Source organism: Paraburkholderia phytofirmans OLGA172 (assembly GCF_001634365.1).
Classification (GTDB): Bacteria; Pseudomonadota; Gammaproteobacteria; order Burkholderiales; family Burkholderiaceae; genus Paraburkholderia.
In genome coordinates, this window is the sequence record NZ_CP014579.1 from 2,920,344 (window position 1) to 2,937,396 (window position 17,053).

General features: G+C 61.4%; 16 protein-coding genes. 4 read left to right on the forward strand and 12 right to left on the reverse strand.

All coding sequences use genetic code 11. From position 1 onward, the window contains the following. Positions 1 to 218 precede the first annotated feature (218 nt). Positions 219 to 1,373 carry a porin gene (locus AYM40_RS32990; protein WP_420488495.1) on the reverse strand — a complete coding sequence of 385 codons (1,155 nt, stop codon included), beginning with the start codon at positions 1,371 to 1,373 and terminating at the stop codon, positions 219 to 221. 274 nt (positions 1,374 to 1,647) lie between these two features. On the opposite strand from AYM40_RS32990, the gene AYM40_RS32995 reads away from it, so the two are divergent. The 4 genes from AYM40_RS32995 (at position 1,648) to AYM40_RS33010 (ending at position 5,863) form a co-directional block, all read left to right on the forward strand. Next, positions 1,648 to 2,202, forward strand: a complete 555-nt coding sequence (locus AYM40_RS32995; RefSeq protein WP_236721020.1) for a bacteriohemerythrin — start codon at positions 1,648 to 1,650, stop codon at positions 2,200 to 2,202. A 50-nt stretch (positions 2,203 to 2,252) separates the two neighbouring features. Beyond that, positions 2,253 to 3,224 carry a PDR/VanB family oxidoreductase gene (locus AYM40_RS33000; RefSeq protein ID WP_063500164.1) on the forward strand — a complete coding sequence of 324 codons (972 nt, stop codon included), beginning with the start codon at positions 2,253 to 2,255 and terminating at the stop codon, positions 3,222 to 3,224. A gap of 98 nt (positions 3,225 to 3,322) precedes the next feature. Beyond that, positions 3,323 to 4,570 (forward strand): Rieske 2Fe-2S domain-containing protein, encoded by a 1,248-nt coding sequence (locus tag AYM40_RS33005; RefSeq protein ID WP_236721021.1) that lies wholly within the window; start codon positions 3,323 to 3,325, stop codon positions 4,568 to 4,570. 24 nt (positions 4,571 to 4,594) lie between these two features. Next, on the forward strand, positions 4,595 to 5,863 hold the full coding sequence (locus tag AYM40_RS33010; RefSeq protein ID WP_063500166.1) for a Rieske 2Fe-2S domain-containing protein: 1,269 nt from the start codon (positions 4,595 to 4,597) through the stop codon (positions 5,861 to 5,863). 303 nt (positions 5,864 to 6,166) lie between these two features. On the opposite strand, the gene AYM40_RS33020 is transcribed toward AYM40_RS33010, so the two are convergent. The 11 genes from AYM40_RS33020 to gtdA form a co-directional block, all read right to left on the reverse strand. Further along, positions 6,167 to 7,483, reverse strand: coding sequence for an HlyD family efflux transporter periplasmic adaptor subunit (locus AYM40_RS33020; protein WP_063500168.1), 1,317 nt, complete (start codon positions 7,481 to 7,483; stop codon positions 6,167 to 6,169). Positions 7,484 to 7,517: 34 nt separating this feature from the next. After that, on the reverse strand, positions 7,518 to 9,026 hold the full coding sequence (locus tag AYM40_RS33025; protein ID WP_063500169.1) for an efflux transporter outer membrane subunit: 1,509 nt from the start codon (positions 9,024 to 9,026) through the stop codon (positions 7,518 to 7,520). Positions 9,027 to 9,075: 49 nt separating this feature from the next. After that, entirely contained in the window at positions 9,076 to 9,513 is a 438-nt protein-coding gene (locus AYM40_RS33030; protein WP_063500170.1) for a MarR family winged helix-turn-helix transcriptional regulator, read from the reverse strand. 96 nt (positions 9,514 to 9,609) lie between these two features. Then, positions 9,610 to 11,172 carry a DHA2 family efflux MFS transporter permease subunit gene (locus tag AYM40_RS33035; RefSeq protein WP_063500171.1) on the reverse strand — a complete coding sequence of 521 codons (1,563 nt, stop codon included), beginning with the start codon at positions 11,170 to 11,172 and terminating at the stop codon, positions 9,610 to 9,612. Positions 11,173 to 11,262: 90 nt separating this feature from the next. Continuing rightward, complete coding sequence (locus AYM40_RS33040) at positions 11,263 to 11,700, reverse strand: MarR family winged helix-turn-helix transcriptional regulator (RefSeq protein WP_063500172.1); 438 nt, start codon at positions 11,698 to 11,700, stop codon at positions 11,263 to 11,265. Between the two features lie 488 nt (positions 11,701 to 12,188). Then, the gene (locus AYM40_RS33045; protein ID WP_063500173.1) at positions 12,189 to 13,238 is read right to left on the reverse strand and encodes a maleylacetate reductase; all 1,050 of its coding nucleotides are present in this window, start codon (positions 13,236 to 13,238) and stop codon (positions 12,189 to 12,191) included. Between the two features lie 37 nt (positions 13,239 to 13,275). Beyond that, complete coding sequence (locus tag AYM40_RS43330) at positions 13,276 to 13,401, reverse strand: hypothetical protein (protein WP_256390489.1); 126 nt, start codon at positions 13,399 to 13,401, stop codon at positions 13,276 to 13,278. A 2-nt stretch (positions 13,402 to 13,403) separates the two neighbouring features. Continuing rightward, a complete protein-coding gene (locus tag AYM40_RS33050; RefSeq protein ID WP_063500174.1) occupies positions 13,404 to 13,880 on the reverse strand; it encodes an aromatic-ring-hydroxylating dioxygenase subunit beta in 477 nt (158 codons plus the stop codon). Continuing rightward, positions 13,877 to 15,139 (reverse strand): aromatic ring-hydroxylating dioxygenase subunit alpha, encoded by a 1,263-nt coding sequence (locus AYM40_RS33055; protein ID WP_063500175.1) that lies wholly within the window; start codon positions 15,137 to 15,139, stop codon positions 13,877 to 13,879. The genes AYM40_RS33050 and AYM40_RS33055 overlap by 4 nt, the downstream gene beginning before the upstream one ends. Then, a complete protein-coding gene (locus tag AYM40_RS33060; RefSeq protein ID WP_063500864.1) occupies positions 15,136 to 15,852 on the reverse strand; it encodes a fumarylacetoacetate hydrolase family protein in 717 nt (238 codons plus the stop codon). The genes AYM40_RS33055 and AYM40_RS33060 overlap by 4 nt, the downstream gene beginning before the upstream one ends. 17 nt (positions 15,853 to 15,869) lie before the next feature. Beyond that, entirely contained in the window at positions 15,870 to 16,916 is a 1,047-nt protein-coding gene (gene gtdA / locus AYM40_RS33065; RefSeq protein ID WP_063500176.1) for a gentisate 1,2-dioxygenase, read from the reverse strand. Positions 16,917 to 17,053: the final 137 nt, after the last annotated feature.

Here is a 17,053-nt window from a genome sequence, read left to right on the forward strand (position 1 = left end):
ATCCTCTGACTACCGAAGCTGTGTCTGACCGGTTTGTTCATCTACGCGCACCGGTTTGGGTCGTGACGATGACGAGTTCGTCGTGCAGATGCCATATCACGACTTTATCCGAACCGTCCTTGAACGTAGTACGGCGAGCGCGCGACGATCCCCTGCGTCGCGGCGCCGGTAATTAGGAAAAGGGCTTATCTGATTAGAGGTCCAGCGTCGCTGACCATTTAGAACTGGTGGCGAATACCCACCATCGCACCCGTTTGATTCACCCCGGGCAATGGCGAGGAAGCCGGTGGGATCACGCCGCCGTCAATCGTGAACGCTGCGTTGCGCTGGTTGAACACACGCCCCGCGGTGACGTACACGGCAGTGCGCTTGGACAATAAGTACGTCGCGCGCGCTGCGAACAGGGATGCGCCCGCGGAACTCCCGCCGTTCACCGATATATGTCCGAACTGGGCGTCAAGGGCGATTTGTGGAAGGACGAAATAGGTCCCGCCAAGCCACCAGTAGTTGCTGACCGCATCAAAAAGGGTCGGCGTCTGCTCCCCGTGATTGATTCGGTGGAGAAATCCCGCACCGATAGTCGCGGTACCAAACTTCACGTAGCCGTCGATAACGGCACGTGTATCCGTTTGCGAGCTAAGCGGCAGGGGCGAGCCGACGCCGCCACCACCATAGTTGCGGTCGAAGGCCGTCGCTACGCCCCATGTCGCCGCTTCATATTTCACCATGGCAGAGATTGACTTGCAGGCCCGCCAGTCCGTCGGCGACTGCCCGGCGCATCCTCCGGCCTCCGCAGGATCCACCCCGTCACGCCCCAACGAATACGTTGCACCCACGGTCAGCCCCGATGACGTGAAGGAGTAGGCGACAGCGTTGTCGAGTCGCGGTTGAGCCAGGTACGGGTCCAGATCGCCGGCGGCATAGACATTCGGCCCCATCGTGTCTCCCGGCAAGGCCCAATAGATCTGAGAGTATTGCCGGCCCAGGGATAACGTCCCCCATCGCCCTGAAAGCCCGACATAAGCCTGCCGGCCGAATAAACGGCCACCTTGATTCAGCGCGCCGGTTGACGGGGCAAAGCCCGACTCCAATACAAAAATCGCGCTAAGACCACCACCCAGATCCTCCTTGCCACGCAGACCCCACCTTGAGGGGATCGATCCCGTGAGCGACGGCTCACGCACCACGCTCGACTTGTGAGGACCGACGTTTGTCACGTACTCAATGCCTGTATCGATAATCCCATACAGGGTGACAGAGCTCTGTGCCTGGGATACTCCCGGCGCACATACCGCAAGAAACGAAAGCCCCCACCCAAGCATCCGACGCCATGCAAAACCACACCCCTGCCGACTCGACTGCGAACCCATCATCTGTCTCCCTTTTGGTTGCGTGCTTCCGTGGAAGATAATTTTTATTCATCTTCCATGTCAAACCATTTACTGTGGGGAGTTACCCGTACCAGACACTTACGAGGTTCACGATTGCTATATACGGCAAGCCTCACCGGCAATAATCCGGCGCTCTTACCGCGATTTTTACGCGGATCGGCGTTTGCCCTATCTCGACATCCGTCACGCGATTTAGTATCTTCCGTGGAAGACATAATTTATAGGCGTGGCCAGCTGAGCAGGAGTGCGTTGACAAATGAAAGATTTGGAAGACCAACAGACAATTCACGGCCGCGGTATCGCGCCATCGCTGAACCCAGCAGTGGGGACGTCAATGGCCGAGGCAACGAGACATGCCGGGGCGAAGGATCGTGCACACCCCGGCTTCGTCTGGCACGACGACTATGCACTTGGCCATCAGGCGATGGACGAGACTCACCGTGAGTTTGTCGCATGTGTACACGCGCTGCTGAGTACGGAAGACGACCATCTTGAGCACGCACTCGAAGCGTTTGCCGACCATACGCACCGCCATTTTGGCGAGGAAGACGCCTCGATGCGCGAGACAGCCTACGGTTCAGCGGGCTGCCATATCGAAGAGCATGCGGCCGTGCTCCAGTCGCTCGACGATGTACGCGCCATGCTGGCTGATGGACGAACCGAGGTTGTCCGCTCTTTTGCCAGAGCACTGATGGATTGGTTTCCGGAACACGTGCGCGTGATGGACCAAGGTCTGGCGCGCTGGCTAGTTCAGCGCCAGTTGGGCGCCTCGCCAGTCGTCATCCGGCGTCGACTTCACATCGACGCGTGACACGCTACCCTCTTTATGCCTACATCCCCATGGAAGATAAATCGATCCCAATGAATACCTTGCTGCAAGTCAAAGTCGCCAGCAAGATCTGGCTGGCGGACGACATTGGCGGCTACGAACTCTCGCCGTTGTCGGATGGTGGACTGCCTGCCTTCGAAGCAGGTTCGCACATCGACCTGCACGTGCCTCTGGGTCCCATGCGTCAGTACTCCTTGTATGACTTGCCGGGCGAAAACCCGTGCTACCGGATCGGCGTGCTGCGGGACCCCCAGTCCCGCGGCGGCTCGGTGAAACTTCTCGATGACGTGCAGGTGGGAGACACGCTCACGATCAGCGCCCCGCGCAACCACTTTGCCCTGCACAGCGGTCAGGAAGACCGTTCGATTCTGTTCGCGGGCGGTATCGGCATCACGCCAATCCTCTGCATGGCGCAGCAACTGGCGCGCGAGCGCCGCCCATTCGAGATGCACTATTGCGGGCGCACGTTGTCGCGCATGGCTTTCGTCGACCGCCTGCAACAAGCGCAATTTGGCGACGAGTCGCAGGTGCACGTGCACGTCGACGACGGCACCCCCGGCCAGCAACTCGACGCCAGCTCCTCGATCGGTTCGCCATCGCCCGACAAGCATCTGTACGTGTGTGGACCCACCGGTTTCATGGACCACATCCTGCAGACTGCGCGCGAACTCGGTTGGGACGAGGGACACCTGCACCGCGAATATTTCGCGGCATCGCCAATCGATTCTTCGGATGACGAACGGTTTGAAATCGAGATCGGCAGCAGCGGCCGGATCATCGAGGTTCACGCGGATCAAAGTGCCGCGCACGCTTTGCTCGACGCCGGGTTCAACCTGCCGCTGTCCTGCGAACAGGGTGTCTGTGGCACCTGCATGACGAAGGTGCTGGACGGCGTTCCCGACCATCGAGACCTTTATCTGACGGACGAAGAGCGGGCAAGCAACGACAGCTTCATGCCGTGCTGCTCGCGCGCGAAAACTTCCCGGCTGGTGCTCGATCTTTGAGCCTGCCAGTCACCCACTGCCAAACATCGTAGCGAGGGATCAACATGTTGACCAGGCAAGATAACGAATTGTTGTGCCGTACTGGAACAGGTACGGCGATGGGCGATGCGATGCGCCGCTTCTGGCTGCCCGTGATCCAGTCGTCGGACATGCCGCAGGCGAATGGAGAACCGCAGACAATTGACCTGCTCGGTGAGCGGTTTGTCGTGTGGCGCGACCAGTTGGGGCGGCCCGGCATCTATGCGGAGGGGTGCCTGCACCGGGGTGCTTCAATGCAATTGGCCCGCTCGGAGGGCGATGGGCTGCGCTGCATCTATCACGGCTGGAAGTTTGCGGTGGATGGGACTGTCCTCGAGACCCCAAACGTCGAGGATCCGAAATTCAAGGAGCGCATCAAGGGTCGAACCTACCCCGTTCGGGAGGTGGGTGGCATCGTCTGGGGTTATCTGGGCCCCAAAGGTAAAGAGCCGCCCTTCCCGCATTGGGCCTTTATGGACCAGCCGGACTCGAACCGTATCAATGCCTGCGCAGTTGTCAACGCCAATTTTGTTCAGGTGATCGAAGGTCTTGTCGACTCATCGCATTTGACCGTCCTTCATAGTTCCGTACTGGCCAAAACTAACGACTCCAATCTCGACTACGCGAAGAAGACTTCGCACATGCAGTTCGACGCGGCCCCCAAGATCGAAGCCGACGAGACAGACTTCGGCTTCCACTATGTAGCCATCCGCCAAACCGGCGACAAGCGTATCGCTCGAGTCACGTCGTTCATCGCCCCCTGCTTCATCGCTAACGCGAACGGGGATGTCTGGCTTGCGATCGTGCCGGTGAACGACGAGCGCTGCAACCTGTATCACGTGTGGTGGGATGCCGAAAAGCACGTTGGCGAAGAGCCGCTGCGCACCGAGCAACTCACGTTCGTGGGTCTGGATGAGCCGACCCTGCGCAAGTACGGGATGACGGCCGACACTTGCGACTCTCCGGCGGCAATGTCCGTTGCCAATGGCTACCGTCAGGACCGCGGACAGCAGCGGAACGGTCATTTCACCGGCTTTGACAGCATCACGCAGGAAGATGCCGCATGCAGCGTGTCGAGCGGCGCGATTCGCGACCGATCGCAGGAGATGCTATCCACGGCCGACATCGCGATCAGTCGTCTTCAGCGCTGCTTGCTGACGTATGCCCGGGCGGCTCGCGACCAGCAGGAGATAGCCGCGCTGCGAGCGGACGCTGGCAGCGCCATTGGCGTATCCGGTGAGATCGGTCTCGACGAGGACTGGCGGACCCTGGTTCCGCACCATCGGATCGTTTCGTCCCATGCTGCCCGTGCAGAGCGCAGCCAATAACGAAAATCAAGAAAGGAGCTTTATATGTTGAGCCACAATGACAACGAGATTCTCTGCCGCGTCGGCCCGGGTACGCCGGGGGGCGCCTTGATGCGACGTTACTGGCACCCAGTGTGCACCTCGGCCCAGTTGCCGCATCCGGACTGCGCGCCCCTCCGCGTCCGTCTGCTCGGCGAGAACTATGTCGTATTCCGCGACACCGAGGGCAAGGTAGGCTTTCTGGAAGAGCTGTGCATGCATCGCGGTGCGTCGCTCGCACTTGGAAGGGTCGAAGAAGGCGGCATCCGGTGCCTCTATCACGGCTGGAAGTTCAGCGTTTCCGGTGCCGTAATGGAAACGCCGAACCACGCCGATCCGAAGTACGCGGCACGGATGAAGGCACCGGCTTTTCCAGCGCGCGAGGAAGGCGGCATCGTCTGGGCCTACGTCGGCCCGCTCGAGTTGCTTCCGGCGTTTTCGCATTACGCTTTTATGGACTCCGCACCGAACAATCGCGTCGTGCTGCGCGTCAACGTCGCCTGCAATTATCTGCAGCTGGTCGAAGGCGGAGAGGACAGTTCTCATGTCGGCGTATTGCACACCAACATGGCGCGCCCCGGCTGGAAAGATGACGAATTCACGCCCAACCCTGACGTAGTCAATCCCGCTGCGCTTGCATCCAATGACCTGGAACCGGCTCTGAAAATCGAAGATACGGCCTTCGGATTCCACTATGTCGCTCTGCGCAAGACTGCGGACCCGAGAGTGCGCAACGCACGCGTGGTGCCGTTTATCGTCCCGTACGGTCGCATCATCCCTGCCCCGGCGTTTCAGTTCACCGTCCTCGAGGTTCCGGAAGACGACACGCACACAAGCACCTACATCGTCGTCCACGGCGACGCCCCGGTGACTGAAGAGAAGATTATCGAATTGCTCGGCTTGAACGACCCCAAGTACTACGACCGCAAGAATTGCACGTTCTCGGCTAGCTGGATGGACACGTTCGGCCAGAACCGCGAACTGATGAAGGAAAACTGGACCGGATTGCGCGGCGTCGAGGTGGAGGACGCAACGATCGGGCTGTCTCAGGGACCGCTCTACGACCGATCGCGCGAGCACCTGGTGCCCGCCGACCAGGCTGTCGTGCGCGTGCGCCGTGTGCTGCTGGATGCGATCAAGCGTGTGATGGAGAACCGGCAACCGCCAGCGCTCGGCCTCGACCTCCGGGGCGTGAGCGCCTGCGACCGACAACTCGAAGACGGTACAGCCTGGCAAGACCTGCTGCCAGGCCATCGCCAGACAGTGACTGCCTGAGAAGGCGACTCCCGTGACCCACAACAGCCATAACGATGTACCGGACTACTTGTCCTTGTTACGGCTCGACGGCCGCGGTTTTGTGGTGCTCGGCGCGGGCCAGGGTATCGGCGAGCAGACCGTTCATGCTCTCGCACAGGCGGATGCTCGCGTGCTCTGCGTCGATCGCCCCCACGATTGCACACTTTTCGGATGCGGAACGCGCTGCGGGCAATGAGTTTTGCCTGCGCACACTGGCGTTGATGGAAGAATTGGCACTTCCGGATCTTGACGAACCTGACGATGCATTGCCGAAGCCCCGGGTCAAAGGCACGCGGCGCTCGCTGCGCAATCGCGGATGATCCCCCTCACCTTCCTCGCGGCCGACATCGCCGTCTTCGCCTGCACCGCCACCTCGTTCTGCTCGACGATCTTCGCGATCTCCGCATCGGCTTGTTCGCCGTACTGCGCAAACACGTCGGTGTGATACGTCGTGTTCACAGCAGCGCCAAGCTGCGTGCCGGAGTCGTCGCGCGTGTCGGCGTCGACCGCCATCGACAAGCCAATGCGAAGCGGATGCGCCTCCAACTCCTTCGGGTCGAGCGCGATACGCACCGGCAAGCGCTGCACGATCTTGATCCAGTTGCCGGTCGCGTTCTGCGCCGGCAACGTCGCGAATGCGCTGCCCGTGCCCGCCGAGAAGCCGATCACCCGTCCGTGGTACTTGACGCTCGAGCCGTAGACATCTGCCGTCATCGTGACCGGCTGACCGATACGCATCCGGTGCAGTTGCACTTCCTTGAAGTTCGCATCGACCCACACGCCGTCGAGCGGCACGATCGACATCAGCGGCGTGCCCGGCGCGACGCGCTGGCCCACTTGCACCGAGCGCTGCGCGACGTAGCCCGTCACCGGCGCCGGCAGCGTATTGCGTGCGTAGTTGAGGTAGGCGTCGCGGACCTTGGTGGCGGCGGCTTGCACGTCCGGATGCTGTTCGATCGACGTGCGGTCGGTCAACGCATGGTTCGATTGCGCCTGCTGGCGAGCAGCGTCGAGCGATGCCTGAGCGGCGGCCACGGCGTCGTGGGCGTGCGAGACGTCTTCCGCCGACACCGCACCGGTGTTGGCCACCGCCAGACGGCGCTTCAAATCGTCCTGCGCGCGGGCCAGGTCCGACTCGCGCAGCGCGATGTTGGCCGCGTAGTAGTCGTTGTTCACGTAGAGCGTGCTCACCTGGCGCACGGCCTGGCCGAGCGCCGCCTCGGCGTTCAGGAGTGCGATCCTCGAATCGGCCGGGTCCAGCGTGACGACCGGGTCGCCCACTTTCACGATCTGCGTGTCGTCCGTGTCGACCGCGTTGACCGTGCCGGTCACTTGCGGCGTGAGCTGCACGAGGTTGCCGTTGACGTACGCGTCGTCGGTCGACTCGTGATATTGCCCATACGTAAAGTAGTACCCGCCGTACGCAGCACCCGCGACCACGACCCCAATGCCCAGCAGGGCGAGCCACAGCTTGCGCTTGCCGGAGGCGCCAGGCGCCGTCGCGTTCGGCGGTGTTCCGGCCGGGGCATCGTGTGCACCGTTGCGGTTCGATTGTGCCGAGTCCGCGCTCGTGCGCTCGGTCGTGATGCTGTCGCTCATGTCAATTCTCCAAAGAGTTTGCGAACGTGCCGGTTCAACGCGCGGCGACGACGGAGTTGGAATGCGTGGCTAAAGCCGCACTGTGTGCCGAGTCGGATGACGTATCGACGTAGCCGCCGCCGAGCGCCGATGCGAGCGCGATCTGCTGGTCGCGCCGGTCCATCAGCAGGTTGGCGACGGCCTGATCGGCCCGCAGCGCGTTCATGTCGGCGCTGAGCACGGTCAGCTGATTGGTCAGTCCGCCCTTGTACTGCGTGATCGCCAGATCGTCGGCCTCGCGCGCGGCTTGCTGCGCGGTTTGCGCATCGCCAAGCTGCACGTCGCTCGAGCGAATCTGCGCGAGTTGCGTCGCCACGCCGCTCAAGGCGCTGATCAGCGTCTGGTTGTAAGTCGCGACGGCGTCGTCGAAATCGGCGTAACGGCCCTTCAATTGCGCACGCAGTTCACCCGCGTCGAATATCGGCAGATGGATCGCCGGACCCGCGCTGGCCGTGCGGCTCGCCGCCGTCAGGAAGCGGCCAAAACCGAACGAATCCAGACCGATCGCGGCGCTCAGATTGATGTCCGGGTAGAACTCGGCCTTCGCTTCCTTCACTTCGTGCGTAATCGCATCGACGCGCCAGCGGGCCGCGACGATGTCCGGGCGGCGGCTCACGAGGTCGGCGGGAAGGTTGTCCGGCAGGCGCACCTCGTCGCCGACGCCAAGCGCAGGCCGCGCAATCGCGAGCCCGCGGTCCGGGCCTTCGCCCATGAGCGCGGCCAACTGGTAGCGGGTCGTCAGGACGCTGCCGTCGAGCGCGGCGAGCGCCGAGCGGGCGGTCGCGAGATTCGCCTGCGCCGTCTTGCGCTCGACCTGGGTATCGAGCCCGGTCGCGATGCGGCCGGCCGTGATGCGGTCGATCTGTTCGCGGCGCTCGACTTCCTGCTGTGCGATATCGCGCAGCACGTAAAGCCGCGCAAGCTGGTTATAGGTGCGAGCGATCGCGGTCGTGAGCGTGAGCCTGACGACTTCCGCGTCGGCCTCGCTTGCCTGCAATTGGGAGACCGCCGCCTTCAGCGCTTCGCGATTCTTGCCCCACAGATCCAGATCGTATGAAGCGGTCAACAGCCCGCTGTTCTGGGTTTGCCAGCTACCCGCGTAGGGCGGCGGCACTTGCGCCGTGCCGCTGAACTGCTGGCGCGTCAGCGAGTAATCGGCGTCGACACGCGGCATCGTGCTGGCCTTCGCGGTTTCCGCATAGGCTTGCGCCCCGGCGATGCGGGCGCGCGCCTGCGCAATCGTCGGGCTGCCCTTGAGCGCTTCCTCGAGCAAGGCCTTCAGTTGCACGTCACCGAACTGGTCGGCCCAGCCAGCCGCCGGCCAGTGACCGCTTTCGCCCGGCAGGCTTTGCGTCGTCGCGAACTGTTGCGGCCGGGCCATCTGCTTGTCGCTGTGGATGCCCGCATAGTTGGCGCATGCCGAGAGCACCGCAGCCAGGATCGCCGACAGCCCCGCCTTCATTACACGGATACCGCTGCCGGATTTAATAATCTGCACTTTCATTTTCTGACCTGTCCGATTAATGCTTAAAAAAAGGGGAGCGCCGCGGCGCTCACTCTCCAATGAACTTGTTAAGCAGACGGCACAGCTCTTCGAACTCCGCCCTCGTAAACTTCTTCAACCGCGCGTTGAGCACTTCCGGCGCGATACCCGGAATCTTGGCCGCGATTTCTTCGCCCTTCTTCGTCAGCATCAGGTTAACCACCCGACGATCGTCCACGCTGCGCGAGCGTTCCAGCAACCCCTTCGTTTCCAGCTTGTCCAGCATCCGCGTCATCAGTCCGGTGTCGACGGACAACATCTTCGAGAGCTCGAACGGCGTGGAGGCCAGGCCGCGCTGCATTGCGAGGAGAATGCCCATGTGTGGGCCGGTGATGTCGAGATCCTCGAGGGCCGTGTCCATTTCCGCAGTGATCAGGTTGCGAGCCTTGGTCAGCAAGAATCCGACGCTCTGTGTCAGCGAGAAGTTTTCGGGCGTGTAGTGCTTCATGGTGCGCCTCAATGTGAGTGACTCGCACAATAACTGCAAAGTCAGATTTCTGCAAGAACAATTTTCCGATTTCTTCCCGTCCGGGACGCGCGCTGCTCAGTGACCGCCCGCGCCCGCTGCGTTCCTGGCACCGTCCTTGCCGGGCGTGGTGATCCAGATGAGCGGAATGATTACGACAAAGATCACCGCCGACAACCAGAACACATCGTTCAGGCCAAGCATCGACGCCTGTGCGCTCAATTGTGTTTCGAAGAAGGCCTGGGCTTTGAAGAGACTCGCGTGCAGCGTCGTCTGAATACCGGCGAGCGCGTGCACGTAGGCCGGGTTGTTCACGCTGGTCTGCTCGGCGAGCTGCGAATGGTGCAGGATCGTCCGGTCGTTCCAGACTGTGCTCATGAGCGACGTCCCCGCCGCACCGGCGAAGATCCGCGCGAAGTTCGACAGGCCCGCGGCCGCTGGGATCTTCTCCTGCGGCAAGCCCGACAGGATGATCGCCGTGAGCGGCGTGAAGAACAGCGCCATCGGGATGCCCTGCAACAGCGTGGGCAACACGAGCGTGTAGGGGTCGACGTCCGTGGTGTAGAGCGAGCGCATGAAGAACACGCCGGCGAAACCCAGGAACGCGAGCGTCGCCAGCATCCGCACGTCCGATTTCGGCATGACCTTGCCCATCACCGGCGCAAGGAGCACGGCGAAGATGCCGAGCGGCGCGGTCACCATGCCGGCGTCGACGGCCCGGTAGCCCAGGTACTCCTGAATCCACGTCGGCAGGATCACAAGGTTGGCGAAAAAGACCGCGTACGCGACCGAAATCGCGATAGTGCCGCCCAGGAAGTTGCGTCCCTTAAACAGGCGCAGGTCGACGATCGGCCTGGCCTCGGTCAGCTCCCAGATCAGGAAGAACGCGAACCCGACCAGCGCGACGATCGTGAGCGCCCAGATCACCGGCGAATTGAACCAGTCGAGATCCTTGCCCTTGTCGAGCATGACCTGCAGCGCGCCCACCCAGACGATCAGCGAGAGGAGCCCCATCTTGTCGACCGGCAGCTTGCGCGACGGCGTTTCGCTCTTGCGGTAGAGCGCCCAGATCACCGCGGCGGCGAAGAGGCCGACGGGCACGTTGATGTAGAAGATCCACGACCAGTTGTAGTTGTCGGTGATCCAGCCGCCGAGAGCCGGCCCGGCGATCGGCCCGACCGTTGCGGTCATCGCCCACAGCGACAGCGCGCTCGAGCTTTTTTCCCGCGGAAACGAAGCGAGCAGGAGCGATTGCGACAGCGGCACCAGCGGCCCCGCCACCGCGCCTTGCACGATGCGCGCCACGAGCAGCACGGGCAGGTTCGGCGCGAGGCCGCACGCCGCGGACGACACCACGAACAGCAGGATCGCGGCCACGAAGAGCTTCACCTGCCCGACCCGCTGCGTGAGCCAGCCGGTCAGCGGAATCGACACCGCGTTGGCCGCGGAGAACATCGTGATGACCCATGTGCCTTCGTCGACCGACACGCCGAGGTCGCCCGAGAGCGTCGGGATCGCGACGTTGGCGATCGACGAGTCCAGCACATTCATGAAGGTAGCGAGAGCCACGGCGAACGTGCCCAGTGCGAACTGCCAGCCAACCAATGGCGCCGGAGCGCTCGCGTTTTTCGGCGGATTCATGTTGCGTCCTTTAAGGGGATTTGACGATCGGTTGTCCTGACAATGTCGTCATTTATCTGATATGTCAGATATTAGAATAAAAAAAACGGCCTACCCTTCCAGCAACTTGTTGAGGAGCCTGCACAAGGTTGCGAATTCCAGTGGGGTAAAGCCCGCCAGGCGCCGGTTCAACATCGCCGGCGCAATCTCCGCGATCCGCGTGGCGACATCCCGCCCTGCTTCGGTCAGCGTCAGGCTGACCACCCGCCGGTCCGCACTGATGCGAGCCCGGCGCAGGAGACCCTGTCTTTCCAGACGGTCGAGCATCCGTGTAACGAATCCCGAATCGATGCCAAGCAGCCTGGACAATCCCACCGAAGTGTGCGCCCTGTCCCGCGACAGGAGCAGCAGCACGCCGACCTGCGAACTGGTGACGCCGGTGCCCGAGAGCGCCACATCCATTTCCGCCGTGAGCAGGTGGCGTGCTTTGCTCAACGCAAAGACGATGCTATGACCGGGTCCAAAAAAGTCGTCGCAATAATGACTCATCCCTGATATCTCCGTTTCTGATGCGCAATATATCTGACTTCGCAGATATATGCAAAAACTTTTTGAGGACGACCGGACCGGGCCGACGTCGACCCGTCACACTTACCGCGAACGTGATACAAGCACCTCGACACGCCGCCCCAATCGACGTCTTTATTGCAGTAGAACCCAACGCCCGTTTTTCACGCAGAAGTCGCGCATTCCGGGTAGTACCGATTCGGTGCAGGAAAGACTCCAGTCGCTACGCATTTCCATTGACGTCTCCTTTGTTTTAATGACCGGCACTTTGTAACCTATGGTCTGCTAATCAATCAGATCAGAGGTTGCGCATTTTTCTGTGTGGATCGACTTCCAGGTTCCTTGCAAGTCCGGACGGCGGTATCGCCCAGCTCATGCGATACACGCCAGCCGCTAGCGGCCTCAAGGGGAAACCGCCAGTGTCGGATGGATAGTGCGATGCCCCCGTGCCCCGCTTACCTCACGGACGGCTACTCTCCAGCCCATGCTGCTTGCAGCAACTTGAGCACGGCTGCCTCGTCAACAGGCGAGGGGTTGTGATCGATGTGGTGAAAAGATTCACTGGCGATGGCGGCGATGCTGTCGGCCGGAACGCCCAGCTCGCGCAGCGCGACCGGAGCCCCTAGAGCGCGTACGAGTCGCTGCAGTGCCACTGCGGGATGCGCGCCCATCACCGACTCCATCGCCGCGCATGCCTCGGGTATCGCCGACGCGTTGTAAGCAAGCACGTGCGGCAGCACGACACAGTTGGATTCGCCGTGGGGCACCTCGAAGCGCCCGCCCAGTACGTGACAGATCCGGTGATGCATGCCGATGCCCACCGAATTGACCATCAAGCCGCCAATCGTCGCGCCATAAGCCGCCTCGGTCCGGGCTTCCAGGTCGGTAGGCTCGTCCGCCAGCTTCTTCAACGCACGGTAGAGCATGTCGATGCCGGTCAGCGCGAGCTGGCTGGTCAACGGATTGCTCTTCGGAACATACAGCGCCTCGATGCAATGTGCGAGTGCATTCATGCCAGTGGTCGCTGTCTCGCGGATCGGCAAAGATTGCGCGAGCACCGGATCGACAATGACGGTGTTGGCGAGCGCCCTGGGCTCCCGCCTGGTGCGCTTTTCGCCATCCACCAGCACCCCGAACAGCGGCGTCATCTCCGACCCCGAGAGCGTGGTCGGCAATGCGATATGGGGCGCGCCAGTTTCCGCCGCAATATATTTGCCGAGGCCGATCGTCGAGCCCCCGCCAACGGTGACGACGACGTCACATTCACGCGTGCGGAATGTCTCGAGTGCAGCGCGCGCCACCTCGATAGGGCAATGCGGTACGGCACCATCGAACGAGGCGGCAAGCTGCGACGCGAGGACCTCCGCGACCTCCCGATAACGGCGGGCGCCTCCCTCCGTCGTGATGAGCAGGGCGCGCGATTTTCCCAGCTGCTCCAGTCGGATCGGCAGATCGGCGAAGCGGCCAGCGCCGAACATGACGGTCGGCGAATGGCAGAAGAAATCAAAAACTGGCTTCATCGAAACATCCTTCTCTATGTTCTGGTGGAACGCCTTGCTACTCAAAAGCGACGTAGACCCGGTCGTTACCGATCCTGACGGGATAGGTCCGGATGGCCTGCGTCACCGGCACGTCATCGACCGCGATGACGTCCTGCCACGAAAAAATCGCATCGGTATTCATGATCAAACCGGGTAGATGATGGAGTTCGGAATCATTTCGCTGTCGTAGATCGCCAGACGCGACGCAAACTTCAGACCGTTAGGTGTTGAAACTATTTCGTCGATGTAACGACCCGCATTGAATACGGTCGACAGCTGGTTCAGCTTCGTGCGGATCACGACGTAGTTGGCTTCGCTGTAGATGCGACCGTCCTCGACCTTGTGCACCAGAGGCGCACCCACAATGTGCCGCTGATAGTACGGGTCGTGGAAAAGCGTCTCCTGGATGCCGTAGACGCGATCCTTGAGCATCCCTTGGCTTTCGAACGACAGCGTCGCCAGTGGAAATCCGCGCTCGAAGTTTTCCCGGGGCTGCAGACGGTAGATGCACCGCTCGGTGAAGAACTCCGGCCACAGGTTCCAGTTGCCGGAGTCCACCGCGCTCGCGTAGTCTGCGTACAACTGCGTCAGCGCCATCCAGTCTTTCAGGTTTTCCATCATTCCGGTGCCTCCATGACTTCGCGCCAGTAGCGGTACATGCCCCGGATGAGCGTATCGCTCACCATATGATCCGTGTCGGCGACCTCATGGCCGCCGAGCTCGGCCAGTGCCCGATGAAACGGACGGCTTTCGAACGACGACTGGGAGAATTCGATCACCTCGCCATCGTCGGCCGAGACGAAGCCGGCCGGGCCGAACAGATTGGCCTGTCTCAGCCGTCGCTGGATCATCTCCTCGGAATCGTCCTCAAACGCGAAGTGCGTCCAGAAGAAGTCGAAGGAGCCGTGTCCGTTGGGCTGAATCTGCCGCGTCGAGACGCTGTTGACCGACTGCTGGAGGATGACACTCGGAAAGAGGGTCGTCATGACCGCAGTCGGGCCGCCCCACCAGGGCTCCGTCACGATATCCAGGAAGCGCGGGTCGTTGAGTTGCATGTCCTCCTTAAAGCGCGCGACCTGCGACACCTCCGACGCCTTGAGCGAGTTGCCCCGTGTGGAGATCATTGCGGCATGCCGCTTGTGCGCGTCCATCTTCAGCGCGGACCGGTTGTCGGCACGCCAGAGTCCGAAGGTCACAAACCACGTATGCAGAAGTCCGGGATGATAGGAATCCTTTATGTTCTCCTGCATCAGTTTCCAATTGCCCGGAATGCGCTGCCGGTTGTATCCGAGAACCTTCAGCTTCCGGCCGTTGAACGTCCTGTCGAAACACTGCAAGATAGTCGGACCCAGGAAATCCTCGAACGACTCGATCCCGTGGTCGAACGAGGCAAAAACCACCCCGCCCCGTGTCGCGACCTTCAGCTTCGTCAAGCCGTTGTCCTGCATCTTGAAGTCAGCTGGCATGCCGCCCAGCACCTTACCGTCCTGCTTCACACCCCGGCGAAATGGAACGCCCTGCAGATCCCCCTCCAACGTGTAATTCCATTGGTGGTACGGACAGGTGAACCCGTCTTTCCTGTTCCCGTGACGCTCTCTGCAAAACGCCATGCCGCGATGGGCACACGCATTCTCGATGACGTTGATATTGCCGTCGGCGCCTCGGACCATGATGACGGACCGCTCACCAATTACGGTACGGGTGAAGTCGCCGGGGTTCGGAATCTCGGCTTCAAGGCCGACATAGCACCAGTGCTTGCGATAGAAGAATCTCTCCAGCTCTTTCTTGTACGTCGACTCATCGGTGTATGCCGTGAACGGGATACGACTGGTACCCTCGCCTTCCCACTTGACGGTTTGGGGAAATAGGGTGGATGTCATTGTGTTGCCTCCATCGTCCGCTGGATCACGGTCACGCTCACTTCCGGGAGTCCTTCGATTCGGCCACGCATCACATCTCCAGCCACCACGGGACCGACGCCTTCTGGTGTTCCCGTCATGATCAGATCGCCAGGGCGCAGCGGTTCGTAGAGCGACAGGTGCGCGATGCACTCCGCAGTTGACCAGATGAGCTTTGCCACATCGGATGCCTGCCTGGTCGCTCCGTTGACCGTCAATTCAATCGCCGCCGAGTTCAGATGCCCAGTTTCGCCGACGGGGTGCACAGCCCCAATCGGAGCCGACTCACTGAAACTTTTTCCAAACTCCCACGGCCGGCCTGCGTCGCGAGCCGCAAGCTGCAGGTCGCGACGCGTCATGTCCAGTCCAACGGCGTAACCGAACACATGATCGAGCGCCTCGCTCGCCGGAATCTCAAAGCCGCCCTTGCCAATGGCAACCACGAGTTCGACCTCGTACTGGTAGTTCGAGGTCATCGACGGATAGGGAACCGACACGGGCGCCGAGGCGTCCACGATGGCGCTGACCGGCTTCATAAAGAAGAACGGCGGATCCCGGTCCGGATCTTTGCCCATCTCGCGCGCGTGGGCCGCATAGTTACGGCCGACGCAGAAGATGCGATTGACCGGAAAACGCTTCTCGCTCCCATGTACGGTCAGCGAGTAAAGGGGTGAAGGCGAAACTGCGAAATCGATGTGGTTTGTCATTTCTTTTACTCCCGCGACTCGCGCCAAAGACCAAGCGCCTGATGGACCGGACGATCACTGAAACTGAACAGGTGCGTGTCCGTTGTTGCATGGATGCGCAGCTCATTCCAGGAAGGAACGATAAAGATGTCATTGGGACCGAAGCCATGCGCGGTCCCGTTTATTTCGGCGTGGCCGGAACCCTCCAGACAGACGTAGACGGTACCGTCAGTGCATCGGTAAGGTCGGGTCTCAAAACCGCGAGGGAGCCTCTGCGCATAGGCCCCGATCGTCGGCATCGGTGATCCGCCGGTGGCAGGGTTCACATAACGCAGCTTGAAACCGAGGTGTTTGTCCGGCTCCCCTTGAGCAATCCCTAGCAGCGATTCCCTGGTACGTTCGTAGGGATAGACGAACACTGGGCTCGATGAGACACCAACGGGCTGGTGGTCGATAGGCAGCATGTTCGCGCCGTATCGCTTCAGGTTGTCCCCTTCCGGCCTGATGGGCAATTGAGTGGTCACACTCGCCCGCTCCGAAAAGCTGGCATCAAGGAACTGCACCAGTGGCACGTCGAGCCCATCGAGCCAAACAGCCGGCTGAGTGCCAGGATTTCCGTGGTCGTGCCATATCCAGGAAGGGGTAAGGATGAAGTCGCCTCGTCGCATCGTGGTGCGCTCCCCATCGACAGCGGTATATGCGCCCTCGCCTTCAAGTAGAAGCCTCAGCGCCGACTGAGTGTGGCGATGGGCCGCCGCCACCTCGCCGGGCATGATCAGTTGCAGGCCCGCATACAGGGATTGCGTGATGGCCGAACGCCCGCGCAGCGCGGGGTTCTCGAGGACCAGTACGCGGCGTTCAGCCTCGGCTGTACTGATGAGGCGGCCTGCTTCCATGAGAGGCTCGCGAATCTCGGCGTAGCCCCACAGGGCCGCCACGGCGGCAGAGGCCGGCGTCGGCGTGACCAAGCGGCCAAGCACTTCCCACAACGGCGTCAGGTTCTGTTGACTGATGCGGTCGTAGTATTCGCGCCTCGCCCGCGCTTGCTCTGGTTCAACGGTGTGACTTTGCATGGGAGTTGTCTCCGATTTACGGGCCGCTCGAGTAGAACGCGTCGGCGTAGATATGCTCGGGCGGTATCCCGCGCTGTTTAAGAAGTACAGTCATCGTGCGATTGAGCGGACAGACAACTAGCTTCATGAGATTTGTT

Excerpts from the sequence above, each read along its gene's own strand:
- AYM40_RS32990 (WP_420488495.1), bottom strand. The coding sequence starts at position 1,373 with ATGATGGGTTCGCAGTCGAGTCGGCAGGGGTGTGGTTTTGCATGGCGT.
- AYM40_RS32995 (WP_236721020.1), top strand. The coding sequence starts at position 1,648 with ATGAAAGATTTGGAAGACCAACAGACAATTCACGGCCGCGGTATCGCG.
- AYM40_RS33030 (WP_063500170.1), bottom strand. The coding sequence starts at position 9,513 with ATGAAGCACTACACGCCCGAAAACTTCTCGCTGACACAGAGCGTCGGA.
- gtdA (WP_063500176.1), bottom strand. The coding sequence starts at position 16,916 with ATGCAAAGTCACACCGTTGAACCAGAGCAAGCGCGGGCGAGGCGCGAA.
- AYM40_RS33035 (WP_063500171.1), bottom strand. The coding sequence starts at position 11,172 with ATGAATCCGCCGAAAAACGCGAGCGCTCCGGCGCCATTGGTTGGCTGG.
- AYM40_RS33045 (WP_063500173.1), bottom strand. The coding sequence starts at position 13,238 with ATGAAGCCAGTTTTTGATTTCTTCTGCCATTCGCCGACCGTCATGTTC.
- AYM40_RS33000 (WP_063500164.1), top strand. The coding sequence starts at position 2,253 with ATGAATACCTTGCTGCAAGTCAAAGTCGCCAGCAAGATCTGGCTGGCG.
- AYM40_RS33010 (WP_063500166.1), top strand. The coding sequence starts at position 4,595 with ATGTTGAGCCACAATGACAACGAGATTCTCTGCCGCGTCGGCCCGGGT.
- AYM40_RS33050 (WP_063500174.1), bottom strand. The coding sequence starts at position 13,880 with ATGATGGAAAACCTGAAAGACTGGATGGCGCTGACGCAGTTGTACGCA.
- AYM40_RS43330 (WP_256390489.1), bottom strand. The coding sequence starts at position 13,401 with ATGAATACCGATGCGATTTTTTCGTGGCAGGACGTCATCGCGGTCGAT.
- AYM40_RS33040 (WP_063500172.1), bottom strand. The coding sequence starts at position 11,700 with ATGAGTCATTATTGCGACGACTTTTTTGGACCCGGTCATAGCATCGTC.
- AYM40_RS33055 (WP_063500175.1), bottom strand. The coding sequence starts at position 15,139 with ATGACATCCACCCTATTTCCCCAAACCGTCAAGTGGGAAGGCGAGGGT.
- AYM40_RS33025 (WP_063500169.1), bottom strand. The coding sequence starts at position 9,026 with ATGAAAGTGCAGATTATTAAATCCGGCAGCGGTATCCGTGTAATGAAG.
- AYM40_RS33005 (WP_236721021.1), top strand. The coding sequence starts at position 3,323 with ATGGGCGATGCGATGCGCCGCTTCTGGCTGCCCGTGATCCAGTCGTCG.
- AYM40_RS33020 (WP_063500168.1), bottom strand. The coding sequence starts at position 7,483 with ATGAGCGACAGCATCACGACCGAGCGCACGAGCGCGGACTCGGCACAA.